This is a genomic window from Aeromonas sp. BIGb0445, from assembly GCF_024809075.1.
Lineage (GTDB): Bacteria > Pseudomonadota > Gammaproteobacteria > Enterobacterales > Aeromonadaceae > Aeromonas > Aeromonas rivuli.
The window spans coordinates 443,916-461,150 of the sequence record NZ_JANUES010000001.1 but is presented as its reverse complement, the minus strand read 5'-3'; the positions used below and the strand labels follow the sequence as shown (position 1 = coordinate 461,150).

At 62.5% G+C, this 17,235-nt stretch carries 5 protein-coding genes; all 5 read left to right on the top strand.

Annotation, left to right across the window (positions count from 1 at the left end; all coding sequences use genetic code 11):
- Positions 1 to 129 precede the first annotated feature (129 nt).
- From M2367_RS02090 to M2367_RS02070, 5 genes are read left to right on the top strand one after another with little or no spacing between them, the layout of a single operon-like run.
- Positions 130 to 11,307, top strand: a complete 11,178-nt coding sequence (locus tag M2367_RS02090) for a VCBS domain-containing protein (protein WP_259235628.1) — start codon at positions 130 to 132, stop codon at positions 11,305 to 11,307.
- Positions 11,308 to 11,322: 15 nt separating this feature from the next.
- A complete protein-coding gene (locus M2367_RS02085) occupies positions 11,323 to 12,849 on the top strand; it encodes a TolC family protein (RefSeq protein ID WP_259235627.1) in 1,527 nt (508 codons plus the stop codon).
- Positions 12,833 to 13,627, top strand: coding sequence for an efflux RND transporter periplasmic adaptor subunit (locus M2367_RS02080; RefSeq protein ID WP_259235626.1), 795 nt, complete (start codon positions 12,833 to 12,835; stop codon positions 13,625 to 13,627). The genes M2367_RS02085 and M2367_RS02080 overlap by 17 nt, the downstream gene beginning before the upstream one ends.
- Positions 13,624 to 14,964 (top strand): efflux RND transporter periplasmic adaptor subunit, encoded by a 1,341-nt coding sequence (locus M2367_RS02075; protein WP_259235625.1) that lies wholly within the window; start codon positions 13,624 to 13,626, stop codon positions 14,962 to 14,964. The genes M2367_RS02080 and M2367_RS02075 overlap by 4 nt, the downstream gene beginning before the upstream one ends.
- Positions 14,964 to 17,063 carry an HlyD family efflux transporter periplasmic adaptor subunit gene (locus M2367_RS02070; RefSeq protein WP_259235624.1) on the top strand — a complete coding sequence of 700 codons (2,100 nt, stop codon included), beginning with the start codon at positions 14,964 to 14,966 and terminating at the stop codon, positions 17,061 to 17,063. The genes M2367_RS02075 and M2367_RS02070 overlap by 1 nt, the downstream gene beginning before the upstream one ends.
- Positions 17,064 to 17,235: the final 172 nt, after the last annotated feature.

The window sequence follows — 17,235 nt, the reverse complement described above, 5'->3', positions numbered from 1 at the left end:
AGATTTTATGACCTGAAAACAAGGCGTTAAGCCACAATCTTATGCAAAATTGCTCCATGTGGAGCGTGGAAAATGTACCTTATATGTGACATAACTAGAGCCATTCTCTGCCGCACGGAAGCGATAGCCATGGCCAAGCCCTTTTCATCTGCAATTCTCAGACCCCATCAACAGATGCTGGCCCTGGAGCCACGCATTCTGTTCGATGGCGCAGCCGCCGTCGCCGTTGACCATCAGAGCCAGGATAATCAGGACGCATCCCAGACAGCGCCTGATCACGCCGAGCCGAATCAAAGCGGCCAACCCCGCCAGTTGCTGGTCGTCGATGCCCGTATCGAGCAGGCCAGCGAGCTGACCAAGCACCTCGGCAGCAACGTCAGCCTGCTTGTCATCGACAGCAACACCGACGCCCTGAGTGCCATAGGCGCCAAACTGGCCGAGCTGGGCCAGGTCGATGCCATCCAGATCCTCTCCCACGGCGCCGCCGGACAGTTCACTCTGGGGGATCGCACCCTCACGGCCGATAGCCTGACCAGCGTCTCCCAACAGTTGCAAGGCTGGCAAAGCCATCTGAGCGATGATGCAGATATTCAGCTGTACGGTTGCAGAGTCGGTGCGGGCGATGCGGGTCAGGCCTTGGTCAGCGCCCTGGCCAAGTGGACCGGCGCCGATGTAGCGGCCTCCAGCGATGATACCGGCGCCAGGGAGAAGGGTGGCGATTGGGATCTGGAGGTGCGTAGCGGCCTCATCGAACAACCCCTGGCCCTCAGCCGGGAGGCCGTACAAGCTTTTGACAGCCTGCTTGCCAATGCCAGTCCCGAGACCAGCCTGAGCCAGGGCAGTTCGGATGTGCTGCTCGGTGACAGCTTCGAATTCACCGTTAACCTCAGCAACGGATCCAGCCAGGTAGGCTATGCCCCCTATGTGGATCTCTATCTGCCCAGCACCGGCAAGGATGGCGACGATGGCATCAGTTTCGTCAAGGCAACCTACCTGGATCAGACCCTGAAGTTCCATCAGGTCACCTTCGATGCCTCGGGCAACGCGACTCATCCCCTCGCGGTCGACAACAATGGTAATCCGCTCATCATCAGGGCCAGCGATGTCGGGCTCAGGGCCGGGGATACCATGATAGTGCTGGAGATCCCCTTTGGCAGCCTGAGCCAGGGGCAGCCGGACATCGCCATCGATGTCACGGCGCGTCTGAGCAATCTGGCCGATACCAGCTACTCCAATGGCTCGCCAGCCCTGACCATAGGGACGCGCAGTGGCTTCCAGTTCGGCAATGACTCCCTCAACAACCCCCAGGCTGACCCCAGCCTGGTCGAGAGCAGCATTCATACCTTTGTGGTCAACCCGACGGTTATCAGCTTCGAGCAGAGCCTTGATATGCGCGAAGGAGAGACCGCCACCGGGCCCAACTTCAACCATACCCTGACCCTGACCGCCATCCCGGCCGATGGCCAGCCCTTGAGCAATGTGGTTATCAGCCAGACTCTGCCGCCTAATATGCAGGTGACTGCCATCATCCCTGGTGCCAATGGCACCCTGACCTCCATCACCCTCTCCGATGGTCGCGTCATCACCAACCCGGCCCTGATGGATGCCGCCATCAATAGTGACAGCCTCTTTATCAGCGCCTTCACGGTCGAATACAGCACGCTGACAATGGCGACCGACACGCAGGTCAAGTTCTACGTGCCCGATACCGATGCCAATGGTGAGCAGGTGATAGACCCCAACAGCGGCGATGCGGTGCAGATAGTGATCGACGCTCCCACTGGCAAGGGTGAGTGGGTGCCTCTCGATGGCCGGGATGTCACGGCACCGGCCACCAGCATCGATTTTGCAGGCCAAGGTGACACAGTGACCTTCACTGCCCGCTCCATCACCCTGCAAAAAGATGTCACCTTGAGCGTCGATGGCGGCAAGGCGGGCATCAGTCCGGGAGATACCCTGGATTACAGGGTCAATATGGCACTGTCTGATTACTTTGCCTTTGGCAAAACCACCTTCGGCGAAGGTCAGTTTGTGGTCACCGACACCCTGAGTGATGGTCAGACCCTGACCGGTGTCCCGACCCTGACCCTGTTTCGCAATGGCAGCGCCACAGGCGAGACCATCACCCTGGTCTACACTGCCACCCTCAATGCCGATGGCACCACCAGCATCACCTTCGACATCGGCCAGTCCCTGGCCAATGCCAATCAACTCATCAGCTGGCTGGCCGGCGATCTTGCCCTGAATGACAGTCAGCAGCAGGGTGCCACCCTGGCGCTGCTGAGCTACAGCGCCCTGATCAGCCAACGCTATACCCCCCCGGCCGGTAATCCCCAGAGCGAGATCAATGAGGGGGATGCCATTGGCAACAGCGCCAGCGTCACCGCCACCATAGTCGAAAGCAGCATCAACCTGACCGGCGGTAGCGAGTCCGACAGCTCCCAGACCACCACCCGCATCCCCACCAGCCAGGTTGTCATCGATCTGGTCGATATCAATGGGGGCGCGAATCCCGGAGGCGCCGTCGAGCTGCACCCCGGCGACGAGGTCACCTTCCAGCTCAGTTACGATCTGGTGACCGGGGACTATGAACAGTTCAAACTCACCGCCTATCTGCCCCTGCCCCTGTTCGATCTCAGCGGCATCAACTGGTCCGAAGGCAGCGGCGTCGGCCAATGGCACTTCGGCAGCGGTGACACCAACCTGGGCAATATCATCAGTGTCACCAATGGGCCGGGCAACTCGCTCATCTTCGACTTCGGTAGCTATGACACCAGTGATCTGAACGGCACCCGCATCGAAATACAGTTCACCCTCACCGTTGGCGATCAACCCTTTGCCGACCAGCGCGAGCTCGATGTGCTGGCCCAGTCGAGTCAGGTGACCACCCTCGACAAGACCCAGCTCAGCAGTTCGGACGTCACCGTCATTACCTCCATCGCCGAACCGGATCTCGCCATCGGCCACGGTGTCGTCTCATCGAACAACGGCACGGTGAGCGGTACCACGGGTAGCTGGCATCAACCGGGCAGTGGCGGCATGCCCTTCACTGGCACAGTCACCGATATCAATGCGGTGAATGGCAATGTCAGTGGCATAGATGGCGGTGATGCCCTGCGCCTGGCGACCGCCATTGAAAACCGCGGTGGTGGCGGCGCCTTCGATGTCGTCACCAGCATCAATCTGCCCGCCGGCCTCTCCTTCCTGAATGGCACCCTGGCCGATGCCAATCTGAAGATCTACCGTGGAGATGGCAGCCTGCTTGTACTGGGTACCGATTATCAGGTGAACGGCAACACCATCAGCTTCCTCGATGCGGGGGGGCAAGCCACCTTGCTGGCAGGACGCGATGGCACCGCTGCCGACCTGGCTGGCAGCAACCTGGTGATCATCACTTACGATGTGACGGTTGCCGACAACATCAATGCCAGCAGCACCCTGGAGACCAGCGCTGTGCTGAGCAACTATGCCAGCATTGATAACGGTGATGACTTCACCCCCACCGACTTGACGGAGACGGCAAGCGAGCAAGTCGCCGCCCCCACCATCAGCATCGATTTCACCGGCGGCAATGCAGGCAACGCCTCCAGCGCGGGCCATACCTCGGGCGCCAATCTGGTGATTGGCGAGAGCATGGGTTACGACATAGTGGTGACCCTGCCCGAGGGCAGCACCCAGCAGCTCAACATTGACAACCTCATTCCGCCCGGCTTCAAGCTCGATACCAGCTACAACGGCGGCAAGGGTTATGACCTGATCCTCACCGGATTTGGCGGCTCGGTCAGTGACCCTCTCCTCAGTGGAATAGGGGGGACTATCGGCAGCAACGGTGTCGATGCCCGTTTCAGCTTCAGTGTCAGCGGCGCCAATGCCGATGACAACGCAGGGAACAACAGCTTCACCATCAGGGTCAGGCTCATCGCCGATAACGTGCTCAGCAATCAGGACGGCACCACCCTCAGCAATGGCGCCGTCCTGCACTATCAGGATCCCGATGGCGACCTAGCCGGTGGTGCGGCACTGGTGCGAGACATCACTGCGACCCCGGCCCCCAATGCCATTATTCAGGAGCCCAAGCTCACCGTCAGCCAGGACCTGCTGATCACGCCGCCGCCCTATGGCTTCCAGCAAGGGGATGACGTCAGTGTCAAGATAGTGATCAGCAACAATGGGCCTCTGGATGCCTTCGACATCCGCTTGAGCGATCTGCTGCCCAGCCAGCTCAGCAACTACAGCCTGGACTCGGTCATCTATGATGGCGTCGATGTCAGCAGCCAGTTCGAGATAGTGGGCGGCCAATTGCAGACCAAGGCCAATGCCAATCTCGATATCGCCGTGGGCAAGCAACTGACCCTGGTGATCAGCGGGGTAGTCAATGCCAGCGCCACCAACTTGGCCCAGCTTCCCAACCAGGTCGAAGTCCAATGGACCAGCCTCGATGGCAGTGTCGGCACCAGCGCCGACCCCGCCGGTGAGCGCACCGGCGCCGATGGTGTACCGGGTAGTGACGTGCTCAATGACTATCGAGCCGTCAGCCAGGGGCTGATCCCCATCGCCAGCGGCATCTTTATCTCCCGGGTGGGTGGTGTCACCGAAACCGGCGGTGGTGCCACCAATGCCAGCCATGAACAGGTCACGGTCGGCGAGATCATCCGCTACAAGGTGGTGGCCCTGCTCCCGCAAGGGGAGAATGACAACTATGAATTGCGGATAAGCCTGCCCAAGGGGCTCAGCTTCATCGACAAGGATCAGGTGCGCCTCGCCCTCATCTCCAATGGCGGTCTGACCAGCAGCTTGAGCGGCACCGCCATCACGGGTGCCGATGTCACTGGCGACGAGACCAGCAGCGCCGCCCAGGCCATCTCCTCCACCCTGGCCAACGAGTTAACCGGGCTGCTGGCCGCTGGCCAGATAGAGATAGTGACCGATGCCGATGGCAACCAGACCATTATCTTCCGGTTGGGCGACATCAGTAACCTCGATGCCGATCTCGATCAGGAAGGGATCGCCATCGAGTTCAACGTGCGGGTCGATAACAGCCTGGGCAACCAGGCTGGTACCCAGCTTGAGGTCAGCGCCAAGGATTATATTGGTGTCGATCCCGACAACCTGGTGCAGCGCGGTATCAGCCAAGTGGTCTATCAGGACATCATTGAGCCTGGTTTTGCCAACCTCGACAAAGAGGTGATCGCCTTTAACCCCAACCCGGCAGGCAATACCGGCAGCGCCGTGGTGCAGATAAGCTTCGAGCAGAATGGGGGCATGACCGCCTTCGAGCCTCGCCTGACCGATGGTTTCCCCGGTGGCAGCAACTATGCCCTCAACAGCCTGATCATAGAGCTGGGCGGTACAACGTATACCTATGACAGCAGCGACAGCGGCAACAACTTTGGTCTGCCACCCGGCGTCATCATCAGTGTCACCCAAGGGGGCAGTTTTGCCGTCGACTTCTCTCAGTTGGATGCAGGGGCCAAGGTGACCCTGGTCTATCAGGTCGACTTGCCAAACGGCGCGACCATTGCCGGCACCGATGCCAGCCTGAGCTGGTCCAGCCTGCCGGACAGCTTCACAACCTGGGGTGGCGACAACGTTGGCGTTGACGGTACCGCCGGCGGCGAGCGTACCGGCCAGGATGGTCAGGGCAATACCCTCAACAACTACGTGCTCACCAGCGCAGCCGGGCTCGGGATCATCAGCGGCACCCTCTGGAATGACACTGCCAGCGCCACCGCCAGCACCAGCCCCGATGGCCCGGGGCTTGCCAATCAGACGGTGACCCTGGTCTGGGGCGGCTTGGATAACGACTTGACCACCACTGGTGATAACCAGAGCTTTGTCACCACTACGGATGGCAGCGGCCACTTCTCATTCGGCATACTGCCTTCGGGCGTCTATCGCCTCGACGGACCGGCTGGCACCACCATCACCGATGCCAGCGCGGGCACCTTGCAGGTCCGCATCGACAGCGATGGTGGCGACCTGGGTCAGGTTGGCATAGCGCTCACCGAATCAGGGATAAACACTGGCCAGTATGAAGATGGGGCCAATATCGGTTATGTGGAACTCAACGATGCCCCCACCCTGGGCAACACCACCCCTGCCCAGAGCGTGGATGAGGATCTCGACCTGGCGCTGGTTGGCCTCTCGGTCGCCGACATAGATGCGGGCAGCGGCGCCCTGACCCTCACCCTGACAGTGGGTCATGGGGTGCTTTCTCTGGGCAGTGCGACTGGCCTGAATGTCGTCACCAATAATGGCGGCGCCCAGCTGGTGCTGACCGGCAATTTGGCCGCCCTCAATGCCGCCCTGCTGACCCTCAACTACCGTGGCAATCAGGATTTCAACGGCACTGATACCCTCTCTGTCCTGGTCAATGACAATGGCCAGTTTGGTGACAAGCTCGATGGTGACGGCACTCCCGGCAACGCCGAGGATGCCCTGACTGCCACCACCAGCATCCTCATCACCATCAATCCGGTCAATGACACCCCCGTTGCCAACAACGACAGCGCCACCGCCATCGAGGCCGGTGGTACGGCCAACACAGTGCCTGGCAATGACCCTCAGGGAAACCTGATCAGCAATGACACCGATGTGGATATCGCCACCAATGGCGACATCTTGCACCTGGGACTGGTTGCCAGTGTGGCCACCGGCAACAGTGCCACCCCAAACTCGGTCGATAATCCCGTCACTGTTGAGGGCAAATACGGCACCCTCTATCTGTTGACCGGGGGCGGTTACCGTTATGTGGTCGACAACAGCAATCCAGAGGTGGAGGCCCTGCGGCTCAGTGGCGACACCCTGACCGAGCAGTTCGATTATCAACTGCTGGATATCGACGGTGCCAGCAGCCAGGCCAGTCTCATCATCACCATCCAGGGGGCCAACGATGCCCCTGTGGCCAGCGATGACATCGGCAGTGCCACCGAGCAGGGAGTCGGCCAGGCAGGCACCAATGCCACCGGCAATGTGCTGGGCAACGACAGCGACATCGATAGCGGGGACAGCAGCCACGTCAGCAAGGTGGCTCTGGGGCCGGACACCAATCTCAGCCAGATAACCGACGTGCCAGCAGGCAGCACCAGCGCCAATGGCGCCGTGATCATCGGTCTGTACGGCACCCTGACCCTGGGTGCCGATGGCAGCTATCGCTACGTGATTGACAACAGCAATGCCACCGTCCAGGCACTGCGGGCAGGAGACACCCTCACCGAGACCTTCAGCTACAGAGCCACGGATCGTGGCAACCTCAATGATATCGCCGCCCTGGTCATCACCATCAATGGCACCAACGATGCCCCCATGGCGGTGGATGATACGGGGTCGGCCGTCGAGGCGGGAGGGATCAACAACGCCACGCCGGGCAGCGATGCCAGCGGCAATGTGCTCGTCAATGACACAGACCCGGATGCAAGCAACCTCAACGAGACCCAAGCCGTCAGCGCGGTGCGCACCGGTACCACCAGCGGCACGGGCACCGCTGGCACCCTGGGCAACCCGCTCAAGGGCGCCTATGGCTGGCTCACCCTCAATGCCAACGGCAGTTATGACTATGAGATAGATAACAGCCTGGCGGCGGTGCAGGCTCTGCGCCTGTTGGGCAATACCCTGACAGACAGCTTTACCTATACCTTGATCGATGCCGCAGGCGCCACCAGCCAGGCCAACATCACCATCACCCTTCAGGGGGCCAACGATGCCCCCACCGCCATCGCCGATGCAGGCACCGCCATCGAGGCGGGCGGCCTCAACAACGGCATCGCTGGCAGCAATCCAGTCGGCAATGTGCTCGGCAACGACACGGATCCGGATCTCAATGGCGAGCAGCTCACCGTGACCGGCGCCAGCTTCGGTGCCAGCAATGTCGCCCCCGGCACAGCCCTCAACGGGCTCTATGGCACCCTCACCCTCAACGCGGATGGCAGTTATCGCTATGTGCTCGACAACAACAATGCCGACGTACAAAAGCTGCTGCCAGGGGAAACCCTCACCGAACTGTTCGACTACCAGATAACGGATCTGGGCGGCCAGATCAGCGCCTCGACCCTGACCATCACCATTGAAGGGCGTAATGACAGCCCGGTAGCCGTCAATGATACCGGCACAGCCGTCGAGGCGGGAGGTGTCAATAACGTCACCCTGGGCAGCAATGCCACCGGCAATGTGCTGGGCAACGACACCGACCCCGAGTCCGCCAACATCGATGAGCGTCAGAGTGTCACGACAGTGAGCACCGGCAGTGGCACCGCGGGCACCCTGGGCAGTCCGCTCAGGGGCACCTACGGCTGGCTCACCCTCAACAGTGATGGCAACTACACCTATGAGGTCGATAACAGCCTGGCGACGGTGCAGGCCCTGCGCCTGTCGGGCAATACCCTGAGTGACGGCTTTAGCTACACCATGGTTGATGCCAATGGCGCCAGCAGTTCGGCCAGCATCACCATCACCATTCAGGGGGCCAATGATGCCCCCACTGCCGTCGCCGATGCAGGCACCGCCATCGAGGCCGGTGGCCTCAACAATGGTACCGCAGGTAGCAACCCAACCGGCAATGTGCTCAGCAACGACACGGATCCGGATCGCTACGGTGAGCAACCCACCGTCACCGGCGTCAGTTTCACTGGCAACAACGCCGCCCCCGGCACGGCCCTCAACGGGCTCTATGGCACCCTTACCCTCAACGCGGATGGCAGTTACAGCTATGTACTCGACAACAGCAATGCCGATGTGCAAAAGCTGCGGCCAGGGGAGACGCTCAGCGAGGTATTCGACTATCAGATGAGGGATCTGGCTGGCTTGGTCAGCGCGTCGACTCTGACCATCACCATTCAGGGCCGAAACGACACACCGGTAGCAGTCAATGATACCGGCACAGCCGTCGAGGCGGGGGGCGTCAACAACACCACCCCAGGCAGCAATGCCACCGGCAATGTACTGAGCAACGACACTGACCCCGATTCGGCCAATGGCAGCGAGACGAAAACTGTCAATACAGTACGTACCGGTACCACCACGGGCGCGGGCACCACGGGAACGCTGGGCAACCAGCTCAGAGGCACCTATGGCTGGCTCACCCTCAACGCCAACGGCAGCTACACCTATGTGATCGACAACAGCCTGGCGGCGGTGCAAGCCCTGCGTACCAGCACCGATATCCTGATAGACCGTTTCAGCTACAGCATGGGCGATGCCAGTGGTGTCACCAGCGCGGCCAATCTGACCATCCGCATCGAAGGGGCCAACGATGCCCCCCTGGCCCAGAACAATATCGGTATCGCCGTGGCCGACAATGGCGCAGGCAATGTCAGCAACCCCAGTGGCAATCTGCTTACCAATGACAGAGATGTCGATCAGGGGGACAGCCTGACCCTGACGGCAGGCCGCACCGGTGAAGAGCAGGCCGGTGGCAGCCTGGCCCCCGTCACTCAAGGCTCCCCTCTGGTCTTGACCGGCCAGTACGGTACCCTGACGCTCTACCTCGACGGCAACTACCAATATGTGCTGGATATCAACAATGGCGATGTGCAAGGCCTGGCCCCCCTGCAGACCCTGAGAGACAACTTCACCTATCAGGCACAGGATCTCGCTGGCGGCGTCGACCTGGCCCAGCTCAGCATCATCATACGGGGACGCAACGATGCCCCCGTCGCCAACCCGGATCAGGCTCAGGTGATAGAGGCAGGTGGGCTCAATAACGGCCAGCCGGGTCTTGATCCCAGTGGCAACGTGCTTGGCAACGATACCGATCTGGAAGGGGATGCCCTGACGGTGACCGGGGTCCAGAACAGCAGTGGCCAGGGGGCAAGTCTCGGCACCGTATTGCATGGCCGCTATGGGGATCTGGTGATGAATGCCGATGGCAGCTGGCACTACAGCCTGGATAACAGCCTGGCCGAGGTGCAGGCTCTGCGCGGCCCCAATCAGACCCTGGTCGAGGTCTTCAGCTATCAGATTGTAGATATCTGGGGGGTAGGCAGCGCCAGCACTCTGACCCTGACCATTCGCGGCAGCAACGACACCCCCATCGCCGTCGATGACACCACCACCGCCATTGAAACCGGTGGCGTTCACAACACAGGCGCCGGTCTGGATCCCGCTGGCAATGTGCTGGATAACGATACCGATGTGGACAGCCAGGCCAATGGAGAAACCAAAGCGGTGCTCACCGTCACCAGCGCCGCCGGTGTCAGCGTCAATGCGGGCCAGACTCTGCAGGGGCGCTATGGTCAGCTGATCCTCAATAGCGACGGCAGCTATCAGTATCTGGTCGACAATGACAATCCCGAGGTAGAGGCGCTGCGCTCGGCCAACCAGACCCTCACCGAAGTGTTCAGCTACCGGATGCGTGACCAGGCAGGGGCCTTCTCGGAAGCGCGGCTGACCGTCGTCATCCAGGGTGCCAATGACAATCCCGTCGCCCAGGATGACAGCTCGCTCGCCAATGATCAGGTTCAACCCCCTCATACCTCCGGCAATGTGCTGCCCAACGACAGCGATGTCGATGCCAATGATCCCCTGCGGGTCACAGGGGTGCGCAGTGGCACCGAGAGCGGCAGTGGCCAGGCAGGTCAACTCGGCCAACCCCTGGCCGGTCGCTACGGCTGGCTCACCCTCAATGGGGATGGCAGTTACAGCTACACCATTGACCTGACCAACAGGGAGGTGCTGGCCGCCGCAGGTTTGGGACAGGTGCTGCAGGATGTGTTCACTTACACCCTGATTGATGGCAGCGATGCCACCGACCTGGCCCAGCTGGTGATCCATCTGGACATCTCCGCGCCCTACGTGCCGCCTCCCGAAAAAGGAGGGGTTGGCCCCCATCGGCTCGACAGGGAGATAGACAATGATCGGCAGACGGGGCTACCCGATATCACGCCAGCCATCTTCGTCACCCCAGTGGTGCAACGGGTCGGACTGGGGCTCGATGCCAGCGGCGATCGCTCCGACGGCAGCCAGCTGTTCTTCGGCATGCCCCCCGAGATCCGCAGCCAGAGCATCGGCCAGGGCCTTGGCCAGATAGAAGGCACCTTCGTCGGGCTGAGCGTGCAGGAGAGCGCCATGGCACAGGAGCTGGATCTGGCCAGCTTCCTCGGCCGCCATGGCCGGGTCGATCTCAATGCCGATGGCTTGCTCAGTGACGAATCGGTGTTTGCCCTGACGCCACAAGACATGAAGGCCCCCTCGTCCCAGGGCGAGCGGCCGACCAAAGCCAACAGCTTTACCAAACAACTACAAGAAGCCGCCGGGCGTTCCGCCCAGCCCAAAGGGGACAATCAGCCCTTTGTGACCAATTCAGGCGTTTGATTCTAAGGACAGATGATGCCAAGACACGCTCTTCGACCACTTACCCTCGCCTCCACCCTGCTGCTGGGCGCTTGTAGCGCCCTGCCGCCGGAGGTTTATACCCAGCAGGATAAACAAGACAGGATCCGCCTGGACCGAAAACTCATGTATGGCCAGCAAGAACCTGTCACTCATCCCATCACCTTCTACGAGGCGGCGGCCCGGGCGCTCAAATACAACCTGGACTATCGCCTCAAGCTGATGGAAGGCGCGCTGGCCTCGGATCTCCATGACCTCTCCAGCTATGAGATGCTGCCCCGAGTGGTCGCCTCGGCCGGTTACGCCAGCCGCAGCAATGAGTCCGGCGGCACCTCGATCGGCATCGAGGACGGGGAAGAGAGTCTGCGGGCCTCAACCTCTCAGGAGCGCTACCGCGACCTGAGTGGTTTGGGGCTGAGCTGGAGCCTGCTCGATTTTGGCGTGGCCTACTACCGCAGTCAGCAGAAGGGGGATCAGGTGATGATGGCCGAAGAGCGTCGTCGCAAGGTCTCCCAGAACGTGCTGCAGGATGTGCGCAGTGCCTACTGGCGCGCCCTCGGCGCCCAGCGGTTGCTGCCTCAGGTCGACAAGCTGATGACCCGCACCCAGATGGCCCTCGATTCGGCCCGTCAGGCCGAAACCCAGGGGTTGATGCCACGGCAAGAGGCATTGGCTTACCAACGAGCACTGATCGACTCAGTCTCCCTGCTCAACCAGCGTCGTCAGGATCTGGAATTCGCCCGCGCCGAGCTCTCCGCCCTCATGTCCCTGCCCCCCGGCAGCGAGATGGTGCTGGCCGATGACCCCGAGCCCAGTCTGCCGGTCCTGACTCAACGGGTTGATAATCTGGAGCAGATGGCCCTGGAGAACCGCCCCGAAATCATGGAAGAGTGGTATCGCAAGCGCGCCAACCAGCAAGACATCAAGATCGCCAAGGCGGAGCTGTGGCCCAACGTGGGGCTGAACTGGGGTTACAACTACGACTCAAACAAATATCTCTACAACAACCACTGGTCCGAGGCGGGGCTACAGGTCTCCCTCAACCTGCTCAAGTTCCTGCAACTGCCCGCCATCTGGGGCATGGAAGAGTCGCAGGAGGCCACCGATGATGCACGCCGGGTCGCCCTCTCCATGGCGGTGCTGACCCAGGTCAGGGTCGGGGTGCTGCGCTATAACCTGGCCTCCCAGGAGGTCGCCTTCGCCGACGAGAGCCTGCGGGTCGATGAGAGCCTGCTCAGCTATGCCCAGGCCGCCAGTACCAGCCGTCAGGGTTCCGAACTCGAGGTGATCCGGGCCGAGGGGCGTTACCTGCTGTCACGCTATCAGCGCGAGGCCGCCTACTCCCAAGCCCAGGCTGCCTGGGGCCGTCTCTACAACTCGGTCGGCCTGGATGTGCAACCGGACGAGATCGCCCAGAACGACATCAAGACCCTGTCTCATGCCATCGAAGTGACCATGAAGCGCCAGGCAAGCCAGGAACTGATTGGTACCAATAGAGGAGTTCCCTATGCCCTTGCACGCTAAGCCCGGGCGCCCATTCGGGCCCTGGCTGTGGTTGGCGTTCATGCTGCCCCTGACGGCCCAGGCCGAGAGTCCCACCCCGGCCACAACACCGCCCCTCAACCTGGGCGCGGCCCAGGATGATCCCAATGCGATCCGCATCCTGCTCGCCGCCGAGCTGGAGGCCACCCTCTCCAGCCAGATGAGCGGCACCCTGGGCGAACTCCAGGGGCGGCTCGGCCAAACGGTGAAGAAGGGGGCCACCCTGGCCCGTTTCGACTGCCGGGAGGGAGAGGCGCAGGTCAGGGTCGCCCGCGCCGAATTGCAGATGGCTCGCCAGGATCTCAGTGCAAAGAAGAGCCTGCGCAAGCTTGATGCGGTGGGCGATCTCGAAGTCGCCATCGCCGCCACCGGGGTGCAGCGGGCCGAGGGGGCCGATGCCCTGGCCCGTACCCGCAGCAGCTATTGCGACGTCAAGGCGCCCTTTGCTGGCCGCATCGCCCAGGTACAGGCCAAGCCCTATCAAACCATGAGTGCCGGCACCCCGCTGTTCGACCTGGTCAGTGATGGTCCGCTCAAGGTAAGGCTCAACGTGCCCTCCCGCCTGCTACCCACCCTCAAGGAGGGCCAATCCCTCGAGGTCAGCGTGCTCGAGACGGGCAAAGCCTACCCGGCCAAGGTGAGCCGGATCAATGCCAGGGTCGATGCCGTGGCCCAGACCGTCGAGCTGGAGGCCAAATTGGAGGCATCCTATCCCGAGCTGGTCGCCGGCATGAGTGGCGTCGCCCGCCTGACCCAATGACGGAACGCCTCCCCTCTCCCCAGCTGCTGCTGGCCCTGACCGCACTGCGGGACAGGGCCATGGCGGCGACCAGTCTCAACGCCCTCGCCTTCTCCATGGCCAACGACCTCTATCAGTTGTTGCCCTTCCATCAGGCCCTGGTCTTCGCCCACCACGGTCAGGCCCAGGAGCTGCTCTGCGTCTCGGGTTTGGCCCGCCCGAGCGAGGACTCGCCCTACCTTATCTGGCTGGAGCAGGCGAGCCGCTGGATCAATGAGCAGCTGGTCGACAGCGCACCGCGCTGGCTGGCGAGGGAGGCGCTCGACCTGCCCGAATCGCTGGCCGATGGCTGGAGTGAATGGTGGCCGGACGGCGTCTTGTGCATCCCCATCCAGCAGACAGAGGGGACCAGGCTCGGCCTGGTCTGTCTGCTGCTCGAGGCTGAGCCGCCCGAAGCCCTGCTGACCCTGATGCAGGGGGTCTGGCAAACCTGGGCCTACTGCTGGCATAGCCTGACTCACAAGCCACGCCTGCTGGGTTGGCGCCCGAGTCGACGCCAACTGCTGCTGCTGGCCCTGGTGGCCGGGCTCATGCTGCTCATCCCGGTGAGACAGAGCGCCCTGGCACCGGCCGAGATAGTGTCGCGCCAGAGTCAGGTGATCAGCAGCCCGCTGGCGGGGGTCATCGCCGAGGTGGCGGTGCGTCCCAATCAGGCAGTCAGTGCCGGTACGCCGCTGTTTCGACTCGATGAGACCACCCTTCGCAACCGCGCCGAGGTGCTGACCCAGGAGGTCGCCGTCGCCGACGCCGAGCTGCTTGCCGCCAGCCAGCGCGCCTTCGACAATCCCCAGAGTCGGCGCGAGCTGACCCTGCTCAGCGGCCGCGCCCAGCAGAAGCGGGCCGAGCTCAACGGCGTCCAGTTGCAGCTCGGTCGCAGCCAGGTCGTGGCCCCCGCCGCCGGGGTCGCCGTGTTCAGCGATGCCAATGACTGGCTCGGCAAGCCGGTGGTGACCGGGGAGCGCATCATGCAGTTGGCAGATCCCGCCCGCCCCGCCATGCGCATCCAGCTGCCGGTGGCCGATGCCATCGCCCTTGAGCCCGGCGCCGAGGTGGCGCTCTTCCTCACGGCTTACCCCTTGCAACCCCTGCGCGGCAAGATACTGGAGACCAGCTATCAGGCGCAGACCAACGCCGAAGGGGTGGTTGCCTATCGCCTGCTGGCCAGCATAGAGGAGGCCCCCGCCCACGCCCGGCTTGGTCTGCACGGCACCGCCAAGCTCTATGGCGAGCGCGTGCTGCTCGGCTACTATCTGCTGCGCCGCCCCCTGGCCGCCCTGCGGGCCTGGAGCGGGCTCTGATGCTGGATCCCGCCGACTTCCCCCTGCCAGCCCTGCGTGACGATCTGCAGCTCTGTCCAACCGGCCGCAACCCGGATGGGGAACCGGCCTGGCTGATCCAGGACAAGGTCGTCAATCGCTTCTACCGTATCGGCTGGTTTGAGTTCGAATGCCTGGTTCGCTGGGCCGGACAGACCCCCCGCCGCTTGCAGCAGGCCATCGCCGCCGAGACGGCCCTGCACCCCGAGGTGGAACAGATATTGGGTTTTTGCCAGTTCCTAGAGCGCCACCAGCTGCTGCGCCCCAGCCCCCAAGCCGTGGAGCGACTGCGCCTGGCGAGCGAGGGCAAAGCCTGGCTCACCGGCCGCTGGTGGCTGCACCACTACCTCTTCTTCCGGGTGCCGCTGCTGCGCCCCCAGGCCCGGCTGCAAGCGCTGGCTAGCCGGCTCGGCTGGCTGTTCCACCCCCTCACCGGCTGGCTGGTAGTGGGCGCCAGTCTGCTTGGCATACTGCTGGTATTGCAGCAGTGGGATCAGTTCAGCCATGCGGTGGTGGAGTCGTTCTCCCTCGATGGGCTGCTGAGCTTCGCCCTGGCGCTGGCCCTGGCCAAGACGCTCCATGAGATGGGCCACGCCCTGGTGGCGACGCGCCAGGGGGTCAGGGTTGCCCACATGGGAATAGCCTTCGTGGTGCTCTGGCCCATGCTCTATACCGATACCAGCGAGAGCTGGAAGCTGGCGCACTCCCGTCAGCGACTCGCCATCGCCAGTGCCGGCATACTGACCGAGCTGGCCCTTGCCGGGCTCGCCACCCTGGGCTGGGCCCTGTGCGCAGACGGGGCGCTGCGCAACGGCCTGCTCTATCTCGCCACCACCAGCTGGATACTGTCCCTCGCCCTCAACGCCAGTCCCTTCATGCGCTTCGATGGCTATTTCATCCTCTCGGATCTGCTCAACTTCCCGAACCTGCATGAACGGGCCTCGGCCCTGGCCCGGGTCGCCATGCGCCGCCGTCTGCTCGGCCTGATGGAACCCTGGCCCGAGCCCTTCCCCGCATCCAAACGCCGCCTTCTGATCACCTTCGCCATGGTGACCTGGCTCTATCGACTGGTGCTCTTCCTCGGTATCGCCGTCGCCGTCTATTTACTCTTCTTCAAGCTGCTCGGGATCCTCTTGTTCTGCGTCGAAATCAGCTGGTTCATCCTCCTGCCCGTCTGGCGGGAGATCAAGCATTGGTGGCAGGAGCGGGCCAAGGTCGCCCGGCCTCGTCGGCTCTGGCTCGGCCTTATCCTGATCACCCTGTTCACCCTGCTGGCCCTGCCCTGGCACAGCGAGATCAAGGGCAGCGGCGTGGCCCGTGCCGAGCGGCAGCTGCCGGTATTTACCCCTTTCCCCGCCCAGCTGGACGCCCTGCGACCCACAGGCCCGGTCAAGGCGGGGGAGCCGCTGCTGCAACTGGTGGATCCTGATCTGGCCTGGAAGGTGCAAAGCAATGAGCAGAGCATACAGAGCTACGGCGCTCGCCTGGGGGGCATGGTGGATGATCCCCTGGGACTCAATGAGCAGACGGCGACGAAAGAGCGGCTGCGGGTGCAATACCGGGAGGCGAGTGCCACCCGCGCCGAAATTGCCCGGCTCAAGTTGCAGGCGCCCTTCGATGGCCTCTGGCTGGATGTGGATCCCCAATGGCAGCCGGGCCAGTGGCTCAACAGCGAGCAGGCGGTCGGCATACTGATCGATCCCGACCACTGGCAGCTCGATGCGTATGTGGCCGCCGACGATGTGGCCCGCCTGCAACTGGGCAGCCCGGTGCGCTTCTACCCGGACGGTGTCCCCACTCCCCTCTTGGGCACCCTGGTCGACATAGCCCCCACCCGGGCTGGCAAGATCAAGTATCCCATGCTCAGCTCCCACTTCGGCGGCCCCATCGCCACCAACAATCAGGGACAGGATCTGGTGCCCACTCAGACCCTGTTCCTGGTGCGCGTCCAGCTCAATCAGGCCCCCGCCAGCTTGCGCGAAACCCGGGGCAAGGTGGTGCTGAGCGGCAGCGAGCGCAGCCTGCTCGGCGAGGCGGCGACCCAGCTCGCCTCGGTGCTGCTACGGGAGAGCGGCTTCTAAACCTCACCCCTTCCATCTGCAGACATAAATGGCAGACATAAAAAAAACCGGCCATAAGGCCGGTAAATACAGTTCAGGCTTTGTCAGGTGACAAACACACTCAGCGGGTGACTCGCTACTCCGCGTCCTGCGGACCTCACGGGTCTTGAATGCGTGGGTTCACTATAAGCCG